The 17303-nt window shown below is 64.3% G+C and carries 18 protein-coding genes; all 18 read right to left on the bottom strand.

Features of this window, described 5'->3' with window-relative positions:
• Positions 1 to 2: 2 nt before the first annotated feature.
• A complete protein-coding gene (locus AC4PS7_RS15945) occupies positions 3 to 521 on the bottom strand; it encodes a type II secretion system protein, XpsN-like (protein ID WP_010209202.1) in 519 nt (172 codons plus the stop codon).
• Positions 518 to 1120: a type II secretion system protein GspM gene (gspM, locus tag AC4PS7_RS15940; protein WP_010209200.1), complete on the bottom strand. Its 603-nt coding sequence runs from the start codon at positions 1118 to 1120 to the stop codon at positions 518 to 520. Before gspM ends, AC4PS7_RS15945 begins: the two co-directional genes overlap by 4 nt.
• Positions 1095 to 2087 carry a PilN domain-containing protein gene (locus AC4PS7_RS15935; RefSeq protein WP_431479727.1) on the bottom strand — a complete coding sequence of 331 codons (993 nt, stop codon included), beginning with the start codon at positions 2085 to 2087 and terminating at the stop codon, positions 1095 to 1097. The genes gspM and AC4PS7_RS15935 overlap by 26 nt, the downstream gene beginning before the upstream one ends.
• Positions 2084 to 2785, bottom strand: coding sequence for a hypothetical protein (locus AC4PS7_RS15930; protein WP_010209198.1), 702 nt, complete (start codon positions 2783 to 2785; stop codon positions 2084 to 2086). The genes AC4PS7_RS15935 and AC4PS7_RS15930 overlap by 4 nt, the downstream gene beginning before the upstream one ends.
• Positions 2782 to 3351, bottom strand: a complete 570-nt coding sequence (locus AC4PS7_RS15925; protein ID WP_010209197.1) for a prepilin-type N-terminal cleavage/methylation domain-containing protein — start codon at positions 3349 to 3351, stop codon at positions 2782 to 2784. Before AC4PS7_RS15925 ends, AC4PS7_RS15930 begins: the two co-directional genes overlap by 4 nt.
• On the bottom strand, positions 3348 to 3680 hold the full coding sequence (locus AC4PS7_RS15920) for a type II secretion system protein (RefSeq protein WP_010209196.1): 333 nt from the start codon (positions 3678 to 3680) through the stop codon (positions 3348 to 3350). Before AC4PS7_RS15920 ends, AC4PS7_RS15925 begins: the two co-directional genes overlap by 4 nt.
• Complete coding sequence (locus AC4PS7_RS15915; protein WP_010209195.1) at positions 3677 to 4102, bottom strand: GspH/FimT family pseudopilin; 426 nt, start codon at positions 4100 to 4102, stop codon at positions 3677 to 3679. Before AC4PS7_RS15915 ends, AC4PS7_RS15920 begins: the two co-directional genes overlap by 4 nt.
• 7 nt (positions 4103 to 4109) lie before the next feature.
• Complete coding sequence (locus AC4PS7_RS15910; protein WP_010209194.1) at positions 4110 to 4499, bottom strand: type II secretion system protein GspG; 390 nt, start codon at positions 4497 to 4499, stop codon at positions 4110 to 4112.
• Between the two features lie 13 nt (positions 4500 to 4512).
• Positions 4513 to 5709, bottom strand: coding sequence for a type II secretion system inner membrane protein GspF (gspF, locus tag AC4PS7_RS15905; RefSeq protein ID WP_042571766.1), 1197 nt, complete (start codon positions 5707 to 5709; stop codon positions 4513 to 4515).
• Positions 5706 to 7397, bottom strand: a complete 1692-nt coding sequence (gene gspE, locus AC4PS7_RS15900) for a type II secretion system ATPase GspE (protein ID WP_021491085.1) — start codon at positions 7395 to 7397, stop codon at positions 5706 to 5708. The genes gspF and gspE overlap by 4 nt, the downstream gene beginning before the upstream one ends.
• A gap of 316 nt (positions 7398 to 7713) precedes the next feature.
• Positions 7714 to 8505, bottom strand: coding sequence for a Fe(3+) dicitrate ABC transporter ATP-binding protein FecE (fecE, locus tag AC4PS7_RS15895; protein WP_492179610.1), 792 nt, complete (start codon positions 8503 to 8505; stop codon positions 7714 to 7716).
• A gap of 4 nt (positions 8506 to 8509) precedes the next feature.
• Positions 8510 to 9478, bottom strand: a complete 969-nt coding sequence (locus AC4PS7_RS15890; RefSeq protein WP_021491087.1) for an iron chelate uptake ABC transporter family permease subunit — start codon at positions 9476 to 9478, stop codon at positions 8510 to 8512.
• Positions 9475 to 10464: an iron-dicitrate ABC transporter permease FecC gene (gene fecC, locus AC4PS7_RS15885; protein WP_021491088.1), complete on the bottom strand. Its 990-nt coding sequence runs from the start codon at positions 10462 to 10464 to the stop codon at positions 9475 to 9477. Before fecC ends, AC4PS7_RS15890 begins: the two co-directional genes overlap by 4 nt.
• A 2-nt stretch (positions 10465 to 10466) precedes the next feature.
• Positions 10467 to 11381 carry a Fe(3+) dicitrate ABC transporter substrate-binding protein FecB gene (locus AC4PS7_RS15880; protein WP_373422424.1) on the bottom strand — a complete coding sequence of 305 codons (915 nt, stop codon included), beginning with the start codon at positions 11379 to 11381 and terminating at the stop codon, positions 10467 to 10469.
• 230 nt (positions 11382 to 11611) lie between these two features.
• Positions 11612 to 14002, bottom strand: a complete 2391-nt coding sequence (locus AC4PS7_RS15875; RefSeq protein WP_106119955.1) for a TonB-dependent receptor — start codon at positions 14000 to 14002, stop codon at positions 11612 to 11614.
• A gap of 84 nt (positions 14003 to 14086) precedes the next feature.
• A complete protein-coding gene (locus AC4PS7_RS15870; protein WP_044287450.1) occupies positions 14087 to 15697 on the bottom strand; it encodes a gamma-glutamyltransferase family protein in 1611 nt (536 codons plus the stop codon).
• 36 nt (positions 15698 to 15733) lie between these two features.
• Positions 15734 to 16513 (bottom strand): amino acid ABC transporter ATP-binding protein, encoded by a 780-nt coding sequence (locus AC4PS7_RS15865; RefSeq protein ID WP_042571769.1) that lies wholly within the window; start codon positions 16511 to 16513, stop codon positions 15734 to 15736.
• Between the two features lie 2 nt (positions 16514 to 16515).
• The gene (locus AC4PS7_RS15860) at positions 16516 to 17292 is read right to left on the bottom strand and encodes an amino acid ABC transporter permease (RefSeq protein ID WP_010209179.1); all 777 of its coding nucleotides are present in this window, start codon (positions 17290 to 17292) and stop codon (positions 16516 to 16518) included.
• Between the last annotated feature and the right edge of the window lie 11 nt (positions 17293 to 17303).

Here is a 17303-nt window from a genome sequence, read left to right as displayed (position 1 = left end):
GATCAAGGGAGAGGCTCGCGGGGCAAAGTAATGGGGGGCCGGCTGGACGGCGGCGGCAGGCGCTTGGCGTAGAGGCTCAAGGTTTGCGTGCGGCCGTCCAGGCTGAATCGGGCGTATTGCGGGGTGAGGTGGTCCAGGCGCCAGCCGTTGGGCAGGGCCTGGCCGAGACGGACCGTCAGGGCGCGGCCGTCGGCCTGTTTGAGCATGGCCATTTGCAGGTTGCCGGTGATCATGATGCCGCTGAGGGTCAGGTTGGCCAGGCTGGCGCCTTGGGCTTTGCCCACGACGCGATCCGGGCTGCGGTCCGGGCTGAACAGCGGCGTTTGCCAAGTGGCGGCGAGGTTTTCCAGCGGGACACTCGGCGCGACCTGGACCTGAGCGGTGGGATGAGCGCGCGTGGGCGCTTCAGGCAGCCACTGCGGTTCATCGCCGATACTGCTGAGGATCACCGCCATCAACACGCCCAGTAAGCCCGACAAGCCGAGCAAGCCCCACTCCACGGGGCGTAGTCTGCCGATCATGGCGTCACCCGCGCCGGTTGCAGATAGCCGCGCACCAACAGATGCACCACCAACTTGCCCGCACCGCCATTGGCCGGCGCCTGCTGGCTGCGACGGATGCGCAGTTCATCCACGAACAGGAACGGCGGCTGGTACTCCAATTCATGCAGCAGGGCTTCCAGAGGTTCGATGGCGCAATCGAGGGTCAGGCTGACCTTGACCTGGCGATACGGCTCGCCGTCGTCCTGCTCCGGGGTGATGGGCTTGCGCTGGGTCAAACTGCAACCGCCGCCGAGGTTGGCGTGGCTGTTGATCAGGTCGGCGAGACGCTGCATCAGGTCGGCGGCCACCACATCGGGGTCATCCCCCGGCAATAGGCTGGTGCTGCTGGCGGGATCCTGCCGGGCTTGCTCAAGCTGTTGGCGCAGTGCATCGCGTTGACGCAACACGCCGGCATACCGCTGCTGTTGCTCGCGCAGTTGTTCGGCCTGTTCGCCCATGTCGCGCAGGGGGCCGGCGAACCAGCTGTCGATCAACAGCCAGTAGGCCGTGCCAAGCACCAACGCCAGCACCAGCAAGGCAGCACCACGGCGTTCACGGGGTGTGAGGGGTCGGCGCATCGGCAGCCTCCTGGCGTAGGTGTGCACGCAAGGCAAACTGGTCCTTGCCGGTGCGGACATCGGGTTGGATCACCCCTTCGAACTGGGCGTTTTCCAGGCTGCGGCAGCCTTTGATACGGGTGATCAATGCGCTGGCCTTGGCGCTTTGGCCGGAGATTGAAATCTCACCGTCCTTCACCTCCAGTTGATCCAACCAGGTGTCGGCGGGCAAGCAGGTGGTCAGGTCATTGAGCAGCGCGGCCAGCGGCGGTTGCGCCAGTTTGCGCCGAGTGAGGTACTGCGCCGCGCCGCGGGTATTGAGCAGTTGCTGGCGCAGGGCATGCACCTCGGCGACCTGGGCTTTTTGCTGTTGGACGCTGGTATGCATCACGTCGATGACACGCTGGCGGTCGTTGAGCCACAGCACCATCGCCGCGATCAGCAAGGCCCCGCACAACCACGGCAGGCTACGCTGCAAGCCCATGCCCGGCCGGCGTTGACGGGGGCGCAGCGGTGCGGGCAGCAGGTCGATACCGAGGTTTGCCGCGTCCACGCGATGGGGATGCAGGCCGAGGGCGGCGCAGTCGGTAAGCATCTGGTCCAGGCGCTCGCGCAGGATCGCCACCAGCGTGACCTCAAGGTGGCTGGGCGTGCGCCGCTCCTGGCGGGCGACAAAGTAGAGTTGGTCAGCCTCGAACGGGGTGTAGCGGTCCAGTTCATAACCGACCACGGCCTCCAGATTGCGCCCGGCGGCCAGAGGCAGTTGTACGCGTTGCAGCAGCACGGCATCCGCGCCGAGCATCAGCACTTGGCGTGTGCTGCTCGACACGACCGGCACCGCTAACGGCCAGTGGTGGATCTGCTCCGGCGGTTCCGGCCGTGCCAACCAACTCGGCACACAGGCGCGCAACTCCGCAAGCCACACGCGCCAACCCTGTTGCAGCAGGCTGCCGCGCCAGTGCCGGGCAATGGGTTCCAATCGATTCATTCTTGCCAACGCAACACCCGATAGGGTTGTGCGCTGTCCTCCGATGGGCTCAATAAAACGGTGACTTGCAGCCGCGCCTGATAACCGCCGGGGCGCTCGGCGCGGCTGTCGACCACCAGCACTTCGCCAGGGTCGGCACCTTCGGCGTTCTGACGCGGCAGGTTCAGCGCCTTGCGCATCAGCGGGCTAGCGAAGGCGGGATCGGGGCGGTCCAGGTCGCTCCACAAGGTGATCTCGGGCAGCAATTGGCTATAGAGGGTTTGCGTCATGCCGGGCAATTGGCGCACTTCTTCCAGCACCCGGAACGGCGCCAGGCCCTGGTGACGTCGCGCGTCGAGGGCCGTGGCCAACTGTGTCGCTTGGGCCGGAGTGGCACCGCAGGCCAGGGCCAGGCGTGTGAAATCCTGTGCCTGGGCATTGATCAGGTAGAGCTTGCCGCGTTCGCTACGCAAGCTGACGTGCAACTGGGCGTCGTCAAAAGCCAGGGCGATATCGCGGCCATCGGCAACCCAGCGTCGGTCGACCAAGACGTGCGCGATGCCGGCTTCGGCGGCCAAAACAGTCTGGGTATGTTGGCGCAGCCACAGGGCCTGGCGACTTTCCAGTTGCACCCAGCCCGCCAGGCCGCCGAGCAACACGCTGAGCAACGCCAGTACCCATAGCACCAGCAGCAGGGCCGCGCCGCGTTGGCGTCTCATTCTTCCACGCTCCCGCTGGACAGGTTCAAGCGCAGGGCAATCACCTGGGTGACCCAGGGCACCGGGCCGTCGACGTGGGCGGCGATGCGCACGGCCGCAGGCAAGCGCCTGGACCATGGCCAGTCACTGACCCAACCGGTGGGCTGGCCCAGCGGTGACGTGCCGCGATAATTGAATTGAAGACCCTCGATGTTGTTCAGCAGCACCTGGGGTTCACGCTGGGAAAACCCGACCTGCAGACCCTGTTCGACCCGTTGCAGGCTGAACCGGTGGATCCCACCACCGAGCACACCGGGCAAGGTCGAGACGAACTCCAGGCGCTGTGGCGTGCCGACGAAAAATCCATCGCCCTCACCCACCGCCAGGGGCAACGCCTCGCTGATCGCCGTGCGCAAAAACTGTTGAGCGGCGCGCATTTCATCCAGGCTCACTGCATATGCCTGGGCCTTGGACACGGCACGATTGGCACCCAGCAACGCGCCGCCGACCAACACCAGCAGCACGCCCAGCAAGCTGAGTACCACAAGGATTTCCAGCAAGGTAAAGCCCTGTTCGCGGCGCCTCACAGGCGCGCCTTCAACGTGCTGAAACGGGCCTGGTGCGGGCCCTCACCAACGACCAGATCGAGACGAAAAATATGCGCTTGCTGACGGGTACAGGTCAGTTGCCAGTGGATACCATCGAGTTCGCCCTGGCTGACGCCGTTGCTCAATCGCCCTGCGGCCTCTTGATCGAAAATCGTCAGCGCCGCATGAGTGAGCCGGTCACTGTGGGCCACCTGGGACAGCGAGCGCGCGCTCTGGCCGAACGCAACCAGCAGCACCGTGCTGCACACCGCCATCAGCGTCAGCGCGGCGAGCATTTCCAGCAGCGTGAACCCGGCCTGGTGCTTCATGGCAGCGCCTTGGATTGCACGCTGCCGGTGAGCCAGCCGATATCGATGCGCCAACGCCGGGTGCCGTTGGCCACTAGCAGATTGCCGCCGGTGGAGCTGCCGTCCGGATAGAACTCGACGGCGGGGCCGACCTGTTCGGCCGTGTGCAGTGTCACTTGCAGCTCGGACGGCCACTGTTGCAGCGCACGGCCCGGCGCCTGGAACGTGCGGGCGCGCAGGTCGAACGCAGTACGTGCGGACTGCCCGCTGATAATCGCCCCCGCCCGCGTGGTGCGCAACGCCTCCACCATCTGTCCGACCGCGCGGCGCTCCTTCGCCGCCTGCAGACCCTGGCGCACGCCCATCCCCAGCAACCCGGCGGCGAGGCTTATCAATAGGATCACGACCAGCATTTCCAGCAGGGTAAAGCCGCGCTGGAACATAGCCGCGTTACTCCCAATTGCCCAGGTCGGCGCTATAACCTTCGCCGCCCGGCTGGCCATCCTGGCCGTAGAAGATCAGGTCGAACGCACCGTGTTCACCGGGGAAGCGATAGCCGAAGGCATGCCCGAACGGGTCCTTGAGGTCCGACGGCTTGGCATAGCCACCGGGTCTGTCCACCAGTTGTTGCAGGCTGGTGGGCGGCGCGCCGACGTCGAGCGCGTAGCTGTCGATCTTCATGCTCAGGCTGGCCAGTTGCGCCTTGCCCGCGCCGTACTTGCCCTTGTCCACATTGCCGCCGACCTGGCGCACGACAATGGTGGCGACAATGCCCAGCAGCACGATCACCGCGAGCATTTCCAACAGGGTGAAACCGCCTTGGCGGCGTGGTTTTCTCATGGGTTCAGCTCCTTCATATATTGCTGGTCAGGCTCATCAACGGCAGCATGATCGCCAACATGATCACCGCCACCAGCACCGCCATGACCACGGTCAGGGACGGCACCAGTGCGGCGAGCAGGCGATCGATGCCGCGCTTGGCTTCGACGTCGAAGATGTCGGCCACCTTGAGCAGCATGCTGTCGAGTTCGCCGGCCTGTTCGCCGACTTCAATCATTTGCAGGGCCAGCTCGGGCAGCAGCGGCTGGCTGCCGAACGCGCTGGCGAGGGTGCCGCCGCCTTTGACCGATTCCGCCGCACTGCCGACCTGGGCCTGCAGCGCGCGGTTGGTGCAGACTTGCCGTGCGATCACCAAGGCTTGCAGCAACGCCACGCCATTGCTGAGCAGCGTGCCGAGGGTGCGCGTCAGGCGGGCCGCTTCGACACGTTGCAGCAGCGGGCCGATCCCACGGACACCGAGCAGGCGCCGATCGTATTGTTCTCGAAACGCCGGATTACGCAGGCGTGCCGCCCAACACCCACCGCTCACGATCAGCCCGGCCAACACCAGCAGGCCATAGGCGCCCAGGAACTCACCCAAGGCGAGAATCACCTCGGTGATCCACGGAATCGGCACGCCCAGGTCCTGGAAGATCGGCACGAATTGCGGCACCACATAAGCCAGCAACAGCGCCAGGGACCCGAGTACGCCCACCACCAGGAAGGCTGGATAGATCAGCGCATTGATCACTTCACCACGCAGCCGCTCGCTGCGTTCCAGGTAGTCGCTGAGTTGGCGCAGGGTGTTCTCCAGTGCGCCACCCGCCTCACCGGCGCGCACCATGCTCAGGTACAACGGTGAGAAGCTGCCGCCTTCTTCTTCCAAGGCGGCGGACAGTGGTTTACCCGCTTTGACGTGATCACGGATGCGCCCAATCAGTGCACGCACCTGGGGTTGACCGGGTTGCTTTAGCAACAGGCTCAACGAACGTTCAAGCGGCTGACCAGCCCCCAGCAGCGTCGCCAACTGCTGGGTGAAACTCACCAACGCCGCGCCCTTCAACTGCCCGCGTGGGTTGCGCAGGAGCGGGCTGCCGGCCGCCTCAATCTGCAACAACAACAGGCCACGCTTGTGCAGGGCCGCGACGGCGGCGACCTGATCCGCCGCTTCCAGCGTACCGTTCTGCGGCACACCCTGGCTGTCCAGGGCGCGGAACTTGAACAGGCTCACGCGCCCTCTCCACGGGTGACGCGCAGTACCTCTTCCAACGAGGTAATACCCGCCAAGGCCTGGCGCAGTCCTTCTTCATACAACGTGCGCAAACCGGCGCGGCGAGCCGCCTGCTCCAACGTGGCGGCATCGGCGTGACGCATCAACAGGCTGCGCAGTTCGTCGTTCATCACCAGCAGCTCGGTCAGGGCGCTGCGGCCGTGATAGTCCCCGCGATAAAGCAGAATCGGGCGCTGTTCGGTCAGGCGATCCAGGCCGTGTTCCGCGATCAGTTCCGGCGGCGCTTCAAAGGCCACGCGGGTGACCGGATCCAGGCGCCGCACCAGGCGCTGGGCGAGAATGCCGCTGACGGTCGAGGCGATCAGGTAGCTTTCCACGCCCATGTCCATCAGCCGCGTGATGCTGGCTGCGGCGCTGTTGGTGTGCAGAGTGGAAAGCACAAGGTGCCCGGTCAGGGACGATTGAATGGCGATGCGGCAGGTTTCCAGGTCGCGGATCTCGCCGATCATGATCACGTCCGGGTCCTGGCGCACGATGGAGCGCAGCGCCCCGGCGAAGTCCAGGCCGATGGCAGGTTTGACCTGGATCTGGTTGATGCCTTCGAGTTGGTACTCCACCGGGTCTTCCACGGTGATGATCTTGCGCTCGGTGGTATTGAGCCGCGACAGCGCGGTGTAGAGCGTGGTGGTCTTGCCGGAACCGGTGGGCCCGGTGACCAGCAGGATGCCGTGGGGGCGCTCCAGCAGATCGAGGAAGCTTGCCAGGCGCTGGCCGTCAAAGCCCAGGCTCGGGAAATCGAACTGCACGGTCTGCCGGTCCAGCAAGCGCAGCACCACCGACTCGCCGAAGCTGGTGGGCACCGTGGACACGCGCAGGTCGAGCTCCTTGCCCTGGATGCGCAGCATGATGCGCCCATCCTGGGGCAGCCGACGTTCGGCGATGTCCAGCCGCGCCATGATCTTCACCCGTGAGATCACCGCCGCCGATGAACTGGCAGGCGGCGCTTCGGCGTCGTGCAGCACGCCGTCGATGCGGTAGCGCACCTTGAGCTGGTTTTCGAAGGGTTCGATATGGATGTCCGAGGCCCGTTGTTCCACGGCGCGCTGCAGGATCAGGTTGACCAGGCGGATCACCGGTGCTTCGGAGGCCATGTCCTTGAGGTGTTCGATATCTTCCTCGGCGCCGCCCTGCTCATCGAGGTTTTCGATCAGCGTGCCCATGGCCGAGCGGCCCTGGCCGTAGTAGCGCTCGATCAGGGTGTCGACTTCATTGCGCGGGCCGATGGCCAGCCACACTGGCACCTGGCACGCATAAGCCAAGGCCTGGAACGGATAAAGTTGCGCCGGGTTGGCGGCGAGCACCCGCAGGCCGCCCTGGGTCCAGCCCATGGGCACTACCTGGTAGTGACGCATGAAGCGTTCGGTCAAGACGGGCAAGGGATCGAGCAACGGCGGCGCGGCATCGGCCAATAACAGCGGCGCGCCGAGTAACGCCGCCCAGGCGCGGGCCAATTCGACTTCAGAGACCAGGCCCAGGCGTGTCAGCAGGCTCAGCAGATCGTCCGTGGACAAGCGTCGGGCGCGCTCCAGGTCCACCGTTTTCAGCCCGGCATGCTGCATCAGCCACGCGCACACCTGTTCGGTGTGCGGGATCTGCATCTGGCAGGCATCGATAGGCGCTGACGACATAATGTTCAGGTATCTAGTGTTGCGAGAAAGTATGGCTATTTGGAACTACAGCAACATGCCATTAGTTAGCCACAACCCAAGCGAGAGTAAGCCGGGGTTATCGACTGGAAGTTATAGCCCTAGTTCCTGAAGACCGGGAATAAAATAAACATAATGGCCAAGACCCTTGCGCCAGAGCCTTAGAAGCTAATAGCCATCCTTTCACTAGTTGCAATTAGCCACTTACGCGTTTTCTCGCGCAATTAAACGGTTTTTCAATACATTCAACCGGGTTACTTCATTATCAACAAGAAGCAAAACCACACGTTCAACCACGTCAGGTATGAGGTCGGGTGCTTTTTTTGATCAGGCACATCGGCGTGCCTGCCACCGGCTCGCTCATCACATGCACCTGCACCTCAAACACCTGCCGCATCAACTCGGCAGTGATCACCTGCCCCGGCGCACCATCGGCCACCAGCTTGCCGCCGTGCATCACCGCCAGGTGGTGGGCATAGCGGCAGGCCTGGTTGATGTCGTGGAGCACGGTGATCACGGTCTTGCCTTCGCCAGCCAGTTCGCCCATCAGGTCGAGCAGTTCGACCTGGTGGCTGATGTCGAGGTACGTGGTGGGTTCGTCGAGCAGTACCACCGGCGCGTTCTGCGCCAACACCATGGCCAGCCAGGCGCGTTGGCGCTGGCCGCCGGACAGGTCCGCCAGGGCGCGGTCGGCCAGGGTATCCAGTTCCAGGCGTTGCATGGCCTGGGTGACATGGGCTTGGTCATTGCCGCTCAGGCGTCCCCACAATGAGTTGTGCGGGCTGCGGCCATAGGCGACCAACTGGCGCACGCTGACGCCTTCTGGCACTGGCAACACCTGGGGCAAGAATGCGATCTGCCGCGCCAATTGGCGGGCGGACAGGCTGGTGTAAGCCTGGCCATCCAGGGTCAGTTCACCCTGGGTCGGCTTGAGGATGCGCGCGAAGGCCTTGAGCAAGGTGGATTTGCCACAGCCATTGGGACCGATCAAGGCGGTGACCTTTCCGGTCGGCGGCACAAAGGACAACCCCTGCACGATACGCGTGGTGCCGTAGCCGATATCCAGCTCGCGTGCTTGAAGAATACTCATGTGATCAGCCCTTGAACCGTGCCAGCAACCAAAGAAAATACGGCGCGCCAATCACCGCCGTGAGCACCCCGGCGGGGATTTCGCTGGGCGCGATCAACGTGCGCCCCAACGTGTCGGCCAGCACCAGCAACAGCGCACCCGTCAGCATCGCCGCCGGCAGCAAATACTGGTGATGCCCGCCCACCAAGCGACGTGCCATGTGCGGCGCGACCAGGCCGATAAAACCGATCGGCCCGATCACGCCCACGCCCAGGCTGGTCAACACCACCGCGCAGGCCATGGCCAGCCAGCGAGTGCGGCCAAGTGCCGTGCCGAGGCTGTGGGCGGCTTCGTCGCCGAGGGCAATCAGGTTCAGCGGCTTGGCCAGGCACAGGCCCACGGGGATCAGCACCAGGAACGGCAATACCAGCGCCACATGGTGCCAGTTACGGCTCCACAAGCTGCCAGTGAGGGCGAGCAAGGCCGTGTTGATATCCAGCGGATGGGACAGGATCAGAAACTCGGTGACACTGGACAAGGTCACCGCAATCGCCACCCCGGACAGTGCAAAGCGCACTCCGGAAAAACTCACCCCGGCGTTGTACAGCGCCAGCAGCAACGCACCGCCCGCTCCACCCAGGCACGCCACCAACGGCAGCCACGCAATCGGCATATGCGGCCAACTGATGATCGCTACGGTCAGCGCCAGGCCCGCACCCTGGGTCACGCCGAGGATCTCCGGCGAGGCCAGCGGGTTGCGGATCACACCCTGCACAATCGCCCCGGCCAGGCCGAACGCGCATCCGGCGAGGATCGCAATCAGGCTGCGTGGCAGGCGGTGGTTCCAGACGTCGAAGTCGAGGGCGTCGTGGGCCAACAAGCGGTCCAACACAGCGTCAGGCGTGAGCCACACAGTGCCGGCGCTGAGGCTGATAAACGTCGCCAGCAGCAACAGGCCCAGCAGCAGCCATAAGCGCAATGGTGGCCGGGTCATAGGGCACGCCTGGCAAGAAAGAGGAAGAACGGCGCGCCGATCAGCGCGGTGACCACACCGGCCGGGGTTTCCACCGGAAACGCCACGGCGCGGCTGAGCAGGTCGGCGCCCAGCACGATCACCGCGCCCAACGCAGCGCTCAGCGGAATCAACCAGCGGTAGTCATTCCCGAGGAACTGACGAAGGATATTCGGCGCGATCAGCCCGACAAATCCGATCGGCCCCACCGCGCAGACACTCGCCCCCACCAGCAACAGGCTGGCGATGAACACCTGCAAACGCAGGCTGGCAATGCCCACGCCCAGGGAGCGTGCGGCGTCTTCGCCGAGGTTGATCAGGTTCAGTCGCGGCGCACACCAGAGCGCCCACAGGCCGCCGATCAAGGTGCACGGCCAGAGCAATTGCACTTGCGCGGCGCCGGCATTGGCCAGGGAACCGGCCAGCCAGTTGAGCACGCTTTGCGCCTGAGCCTCGACCAGGATCACCGTGAGCCGGGTCAATGCCGCGCACAACGCGGCCACCGCGACGCCAGCCAATACCAGGCGGCCTTGGGCCGTAGTCGGCGACCAGGCGCCGCCGAGGCTGAATACGGTGATCCAGGCCAGCGCGCCCCCCAGGCAGGTCATCAACAACGCACCGCCCGCAAACGGCAACGCAACCAGCCCGGTGGAAAACAACGCCAAGCCCAACGCCGCCCCCGCCGTCACGCCAAACAAGGACGGCGAGGCCAGACGGTTGCGGGTAATGCCCTGCATCAACGCACCGGCCAGGCCCAGGCAGGCGCCGACCAAGGCGGCACACAGCGCGCGTGGCACACGCAGCTGGGCGACGATGTAGGCCATATTGCCGCCCACGCGGCCTTGATGAACCAGGCCATTCCACGCATCCGTCGCCGTGATCGTGAACGGCGACCAGCTGTACAGCGACAGCCAGAACAAGCCGGCACCCAGCAGCACAATGCCTGCCGCCGCGAGACTGCGCCCCATGCTTATTGGCTCAGTACGGCTTTACCGCCTTTGAGAATCGCCAGCGCGTCTTCGGCGATCTGCTCCGAGGCCAGTACGCCGCGGTTGCGCGCCCAACTGTCGCCGTCCACTTCGGCGACCTGCTTGTTACGCACCGCTCCCAGCACTTGCCACAGCGGCTGCTGGCTCCAGCTGTCGACGATGCTGGGGCGACGGTAATGGCCGACGAGCAACCAGCCGGGGTCGAGGGCGAGCAGTTGCTCCAGGCTGACGAACTCGGTAGGTGCAGCGTTGGCGCGTACCGAAGGGACTTTCAGGCCGATGGCTTCGAGCACGCTGCCGGCGTAGGAGTCCGGGCCGTGTACGGAGAAACTGTCTTCACGCGCCACACCGAACAACACACTGGCGCCGGCCGGGATCTGTTGCGCAATGGCGTTGAGGTTCTCGCGGTTCTTCTGGATCCGCGCTTCCATCTGCGCGCTTTTGCCCAACGCCTTGCCGATCAACTCGGCGGACTTCAGGCTGCCCTGGTAGTCCTCGCCGCGTGACGGCAGCAACAGGGTCGGCGCGATGCTCGCCAGGTCGCTGTACAAGGCCTGGTGACGATTGAGGTCGGCGACGATCAAGTCTGGCTTGAGCCGGGCGATTTCCTCGATACTCGGTTGCGAGCGCAGGCCCACCGACTTCCATTGGCCGATGGCCTGGCGCACACGGGGCAGTACGCGGTTGGCATCACCATCATCGGCGGCCCCAACGGGCGTGACGTCAACGGCAGCCAGGCTGTCGAGAAAGGAGAATTCCAGCACCACCACGCGCTTGGGCGCATCCGGCAGATGCACCGCGTGCTGGCCGTCGTTGAGGTCGATGGGGGCGGCGCTCAGCAGGCTTGAAGAGAACGCCAACACGCAGGCGGCAAGGGTGGGGATGGAGCGCAGCATTCGCATGACAAGGACCTCGGCGTTAAAACACCCCGCTAGACAGGCCGGGGAAAACGGCGGGTACTATTCCATATCGGCGCGGCGTGATCAAAAAACATTCTCATTAACGCCAAAATCAGGTGTGGGAGCTGGCTTGCCTGCGATGACGCTACATCAGCAAATAGCGCTGTGACTGGCGCCCCTCCCTATTGCAAGCAAACCAGCGCCCACAGGTTGATCGGCGTCCCCCCTTAGAAGTCGACGGTGGCCGACAGCAGATAGGTACGCGGCGTCGACAAGGTCAGCCCCGGCTCACTGTCATCCGAAGCCCCGGCCGAACTCCAATAGCGCTTATCGGCGACGTTCTCCACATTCGCCCGCAAGGTGATGTGTTTGTCGTCCACCTTGAACGCGTAGCGCGCCCCTACGTCGAGGCGATTCCAGGCGTCGATTTCCTTGACGTTGGACTGGTCCAGGTACTGCGAGCTGGAGTAAATGCCACGGCTGGTCAGCGTCAGGCCTTCGAGGCCCGGCACATCCCATTCGGCACCCAGGTTGACGTTGTACTTGGGCGTGGCCGGGGCACGGTTGCCGTCCCAGGTACCGTTGGTGGTGTCCTTCAGCTCACTGTCGATGTACATCACACCACCGAGCAGGCGGAAGCCCTTGAGCGGTTCGCCGAACACACTCAGTTCCACACCTGAGTTCTCGCGTTTGCCATTGGGACCAAACAGCCGCGTGGTCGCATTGGTTTCATAGGCCGGCTGCTTGATACGGAACACCGCAGCGGTCACGGCAAACGGACCGGCGTCGTACTTGGCGCCCACTTCGACCTGGCGGCTGATGAACGGCGGGAAGATCTGGTCTTCGTTGATCGAGGTGGACGGTGCGATCTTGCCCTGGCTCAGGCCTTCCATGTAGTTGGCGTACAGCGACAACCTGTCGGTGGCCTTGAACAGGATGCCGCCGGATGGCGAGACCTTTTCTTCGTCGTAGGCGGTATCACCTTTGATGCCGTCGCTCCAGTCATCGACCTTCACGCGCTGCCAGCGCGCACCGAGGGTGAGCAACAGGCGATCATCGAAGAAGCCCAGGGTGTCGGACAAGGCCACGCCGCTGAATTTGTTTTCGGTGTAGACCTTGGGATCAAACCGCGTCGGCCGCGAAGGCGTGGGGGTTTGCACCGGGTTGTAGAGATTGCTCGACGGCGACGTATAACGCGCGCCTCCGTTGGTGAAGTCCATGTCGAAGTAGCTGGCGGCCAGGTTGACCTCATGGCTCACCGGCCCGGTCTGGAACCAGTTGCGCACGCCGGCGGTGTAGGTGCGCACGTTTTCATCGCGGGTGAAATCCCGTGGCTGCACGCTGAAGTCACCGGCTGCGTTGGACACGGACACCGCGTGGCGCAGGAAATCGTGGTTGCTTTTACGCGCCCCCATGCCGCCGTAGAGCATCACGTTGTCGCTGAGGTCATACTCGGCATTGACCGTGCCGAAGGTGTCGTTGGTGCGGGCCTTGCTCCAGGATTGCGCATAGTTGCGGCGCACGTCATTGGCGCTGGGCACCGGCGCTGCGGCCGCCACCTGTACGCGCTCTTGCGGCGCATCGGTGTCGCGCTCGGTGTGGCCGATGTCAGTGGAAAGGCGCAAGCGTTCGCCACGAAAATCCAGGCCCAGCACGGCCATTTCGCGGTCGACGCTCTGGTGATCCCACTCGGTATCGCCGGACTGCTTCACGCCGTTGAAGCGAATGCCGAACTGGTTGTCTTCGCCAAAGCGTCGACCGATGTCCACTGCGCCGCCGGCCTGGCTGTCGGAAGCCCAGTTGCCGGTAAACGAGTTGATGTCCTTGTCGGTGGCGCGCTTGGGCACCACGTTGATCCCGCCGCCCACGCTGCCACGCGGCGAAATGCCGTTGATCAACTGGCTTGGCCCCTTGAGGATGTCGACGCGGTCGGCCATTTCCATGTCGATGGTGTAAGTCGGCAGCACGCCGTATAAGCCGTTGTACGCCACGTCGCTGTTGAACAGGCTGAAGCCGCGAATGGTGAATTGCTCGTAGCGCCCACCGGCCGGGTTGGTCGCGCGTACCGACGGGTCGGCGGCGATCAGGTCGCCCAGGGTGCGGGCCTGTTGGTTCTTCACCGTGTCAGCGGTGTAGGTGGTGATGCTGAACGGGGTTTCCATGAAGTCCCGCGTGCCGAGCAGGCCCTGGGCCGTGCGGCGCGCCACTTGGCCACCGGCGTAGGTGTCGCCGTCATACAGGCCGGTGGTGCCGAGGATCGACGTCGGGGCCAATTCCAGGCTGCTGCCCTCCGGCGCCGGCACCAGCATATAGGCCTGTGCACCCATCGGCTGCAGTTGCAGGCCAGAGCCTTGCAGCAAGCGGGCAAAGCCCTCCTCGACCGCATACTCGCCGGACAAACCGCTGCTGCTGCGCCCACTGACCAACGCCGGGTCCACCGACAGATTGACGCCCGCCAACCCGGCAAAGCGGGTGAGCGCCGCACTCAGGCTGCCGGCGGGCACCTGATAGCTGCGGCGAGTGGCGGTGTCTTCGGCGTAGCTGACAGCAGCGAAGAACGGGCTGGCGCTGAGGCTCAGCAGCAGGCTGAGTTTCAGCAAGGGGCGGACTACAGGCATTGGCGGAAGCTCTCAATATTGTTCACTTGCCTGGAATGACAGGCGAGATGAAAAAAGGGGACAGGCTTCAGCCAATTTTTTCGCTTACCACACTGCGATCGTTGAATCCGCCCTCGGCTCCGTTCCGCCGCACAATACACCACTGACCGGGTCCCGCAGAATGATCTGCCCACGCCCGTAGTCGGTGAGGTCGCTGGCCATCTGCACCTGATGCCCGCGCCGCGCCAAGGCATTGGCCAAGTCGCGGGAGGCACCCTGTTCGATACCGACCTTCATGTCGCCAAGCCATTGCCAGCGCGGCGCGTCCAATGCCGCTTGCGGGTTGAGGCCGAAATCCACCAGGTTCATCACCATCTGCACGTGGCCCTGGGGCTGCATGTAGCCGCCCATCACGCCGAACGGGCCGAGGGCCTGGCCGTCTTGGGTGAGGAAGCCGGGGATGATGGTGTGGAAGGTTTTTTTGCCTGGCGCCAGGCAGTTGGCGTGTGTCGGGTCGAGGCTGAACTCCTGTCCACGGTTCTGCAGGGCGATGCCACTGTCGGGCAGCACCACGCCGGAACCAAAGCCGTGGTAGTTGCTTTGGATAAACGAAACCATGTTGCCCTCGGCGTCGGCCGTGGCCAGGTACACCGTGCCGCTGGCGTGGGGATCACCGGGTTTGGGGGGCTGGGCCTGTTCACCGATCTGCCCACGGCGACGGCTGCTGTAGTCATCGCTGAGCAGGTCGGCGACGGCCACGCGCATGTGCAGCGGGTCGGTGATGTAGTGCAGACCGTCGCTGTAGGCGAGTTTCATGGCCTCCAATTGGCGGTGCCAGGTCTGCTGGCTGTCGCGGTGATCGAAGCTGAAACCTTCGAGGATGTTCAGCGCCATCAACGCCACCAGGCCCTGGCCGCTGGGGGGGATTTCCCAGACATCCACGCCCCGGTAGTTGACGTGGATCGGCTCCACCCACTCAGCGCGGTAATCCTGGAGATCGCTGGCGCGCAGGTAGCCGCCACTCGCCCTGGAATGCGCATCCAGGCGCTCGGCCAGGGCTCCGCGATACAGGCTTTCGCAGCGGGTGGCCGCCAGTTCTTCGAGGGTACGGGCCTGGGCCGGGTTGCGAAACATGTCCCCGGCCCGTGGCGCGCGGCCGTCGATCAGGAAGGTGTCGAACCAGGCATCCAGCGCAGCGTCGCGATGGGGGCTGAATTCTTCCAGGGTGAGCTGCCATTGATGGGCGACCACCGGCGACAGCGGAAAACCATCGCGCGCCAGGCGGATGGCCGGTTGCAGCAACTCGGCAAACGGCAATTTGCCGAAGCGTTGCGACAGCTCGGCCCAAGCCGACGGGCAGCCTGGCACCGTGACCGGTGTCCAGCCATACAGCGGCATCTGATCATGCCCCGCTGCCTTGACCGCCTCGATACTCAAGGCCGCCGGCGCATGGCCGTTGCCATTCAAACCGTGCAACTGGCCCTTGCACCAGACGAGGGCAAACGCATCACCGCCGATGCCGCAGCCGGTGGGCTCCACCACCGTCAAAGCGGCCGCCGTAGCAATCGCAGCGTCGATGGCGTTACCGCCCTTCTGCATGACCTCGATACCGGCCTGGGCGGCCAGGGGCTGGGACGCCGCGACCATGCCGCGCTGGGCAAACACGCTCTGGCGTTGGGAGGGATAAGGGTACTCGTGAGCAGAAAATTTCAACATGGCTAAGACTCGTCAACACAAGCGTGATGGGAAGACTCACAACACACGACTAAGAAACGCACGCGTGCGCGGATGGCTGGGGTGGCAGAAAATCTGTTCCGGCGGCCCTTGCTCGATGAGTTCACCCTGATCGAGCACCACCACGCGGTCGGCCACTTCACGGGCAAAACCCATTTCGTGGGTGACCACCACCATGGTCATGCCCTCCTCGGCCAGCTCCTTCATCACCTGCAGCACTTCGCCGACGGTTTCCGGGTCGAGGGCGCTGGTGGGTTCGTCAAACAGCATGGCCTGGGGTTTCATCGCCAGTGCACGGGCGATGGCCACCCGTTGCTGCTGCCCGCCGGAGAGCATCGCCGGGTAGTGGCTGGCCTTGTCCGCCAGGCCAACCCGCGCTAGTAATCCACGGGCCTGTTCCAAGGCTTGGGCGCGAGGCGTGCCAAGCACCTGGATCGGCGCCTCGATGATGTTTTCCAGCGCAGTCATGTGGGGGAACAGGTTAAAGCGTTGGAACACCATGCCGATGTCGCGGCGCTGACGGGCGATGTTGCGCTCCGAGTCGCGCACCAGGCTGCCGTCGCTGCGCTCGCGATAGCCCATGGCGCGGCCGTTGACGCGGATGCGTCCACCCTGGATGTCCTCCAGCAGGTTGATGCAGCGGATAAACGTGGTCTTGCCCGAACCCGAGGCGCCGATCAGCACCACCACCTCACCGCGCCGCACTTGCAGGGAGATCCCCTTGAGGATCTGCAGTGCGCCGAACGACTTATGAATATCCAACGCTTCGATAATCAGCTCTTCACTTTGATGCGCCATGGTTATCGTCCCCTCAGCAGTTTCAAGGTGCTGCGCCCGAACATGCGGCTGGACGCCGGTGGCGGTGCGGAAGGCCGGTCGGACTGGCCGAAACGTGCCTCCAGCCAGCGCTGGAAGAAGCCCCAGAGCGTGGTGAGCATCAGGAAGTAGATCGCGACCACCAGGTACAACTCGAACACGCGAAACGTCGCCGAGGTGACCATCTGCGTGCTGAGCAACAATTCCTGCACGCCGATCACGCTGACCAGGGTGGTGTTCTTGAGCATCACGTTGAACTCGTTGCCCAGCGGCGGCACGATCACGCGGAACGCCTGGGGCAGCACGATACGCCGCATCAGCTTGGCAAAGCCCATGCCCAGGGAGCGCCCGGCTTCGTACTGGCCCTTGTCGACCGCGCCAATGCCGGCGCGGATGATCTCGGCCATATAGGCGCCTTCGTTGAGGCCCAAAGCGATGATCGCCGCCTGGATATTGCCAGGCACCACCAGACCGAACAGGTCGATATCCTCAAAGCGGAAAATCCCGCCCGCCGCCAGCGCCGTGTACAGGAACACGATCTGCACCAGCAACGGCGTGCCGCGCATCAGCCACACATAAAAACGCACCGGCAGGTGCAATAGCGGGTTCTTTGACAGGCGCAACAGTGCAGCCGCCAAGCCCAGCACACAGCCCAGCAGCATCGCCGACACCGCGATCAGGCAGGTCAGCCAGAGCCCGGTGAGGTACACCCCGCTGGGCTGCAACAGGTACTGCCAGAACACATCCCAATTGAAGTTCATTGCGGGAAACC

This window comes from Pseudomonas sp. DW-iso3 (genome assembly GCF_058725305.1).
The sequence above is the reverse complement of the archived record's forward strand: the minus strand, read 5'-3'. Positions and strand labels throughout refer to the sequence as shown.

Excerpts from the sequence above, each read along its gene's own strand:
- AC4PS7_RS15945 (WP_010209202.1), bottom strand. The coding sequence starts at position 521 with ATGATCGGCAGACTACGCCCCGTGGAGTGGGGCTTGCTCGGCTTGTCG.
- gspM (WP_010209200.1), bottom strand. The coding sequence starts at position 1,120 with ATGCGCCGACCCCTCACACCCCGTGAACGCCGTGGTGCTGCCTTGCTG.
- AC4PS7_RS15935 (WP_431479727.1), bottom strand. The coding sequence starts at position 2,087 with ATGAATCGATTGGAACCCATTGCCCGGCACTGGCGCGGCAGCCTGCTG.
- AC4PS7_RS15930 (WP_010209198.1), bottom strand. The coding sequence starts at position 2,785 with ATGAGACGCCAACGCGGCGCGGCCCTGCTGCTGGTGCTATGGGTACTG.
- AC4PS7_RS15920 (WP_010209196.1), bottom strand. The coding sequence starts at position 3,680 with ATGAAGCACCAGGCCGGGTTCACGCTGCTGGAAATGCTCGCCGCGCTG.
- AC4PS7_RS15915 (WP_010209195.1), bottom strand. The coding sequence starts at position 4,102 with ATGTTCCAGCGCGGCTTTACCCTGCTGGAAATGCTGGTCGTGATCCTA.
- AC4PS7_RS15910 (WP_010209194.1), bottom strand. The coding sequence starts at position 4,499 with ATGAGAAAACCACGCCGCCAAGGCGGTTTCACCCTGTTGGAAATGCTC.
- gspE (WP_021491085.1), bottom strand. The coding sequence starts at position 7,397 with ATGTCGTCAGCGCCTATCGATGCCTGCCAGATGCAGATCCCGCACACC.
- fecE (WP_492179610.1), bottom strand. The coding sequence starts at position 8,505 with ATGAGTATTCTTCAAGCACGCGAGCTGGATATCGGCTACGGCACCACG.
- AC4PS7_RS15890 (WP_021491087.1), bottom strand. The coding sequence starts at position 9,478 with ATGACCCGGCCACCATTGCGCTTATGGCTGCTGCTGGGCCTGTTGCTG.
- fecC (WP_021491088.1), bottom strand. The coding sequence starts at position 10,464 with ATGGGGCGCAGTCTCGCGGCGGCAGGCATTGTGCTGCTGGGTGCCGGC.
- AC4PS7_RS15880 (WP_373422424.1), bottom strand. The coding sequence starts at position 11,381 with ATGCTGCGCTCCATCCCCACCCTTGCCGCCTGCGTGTTGGCGTTCTCT.
- AC4PS7_RS15875 (WP_106119955.1), bottom strand. The coding sequence starts at position 14,002 with ATGCCTGTAGTCCGCCCCTTGCTGAAACTCAGCCTGCTGCTGAGCCTC.
- AC4PS7_RS15870 (WP_044287450.1), bottom strand. The coding sequence starts at position 15,697 with ATGTTGAAATTTTCTGCTCACGAGTACCCTTATCCCTCCCAACGCCAG.
- AC4PS7_RS15865 (WP_042571769.1), bottom strand. The coding sequence starts at position 16,513 with ATGGCGCATCAAAGTGAAGAGCTGATTATCGAAGCGTTGGATATTCAT.
- AC4PS7_RS15860 (WP_010209179.1), bottom strand. The coding sequence starts at position 17,292 with ATGAACTTCAATTGGGATGTGTTCTGGCAGTACCTGTTGCAGCCCAGC.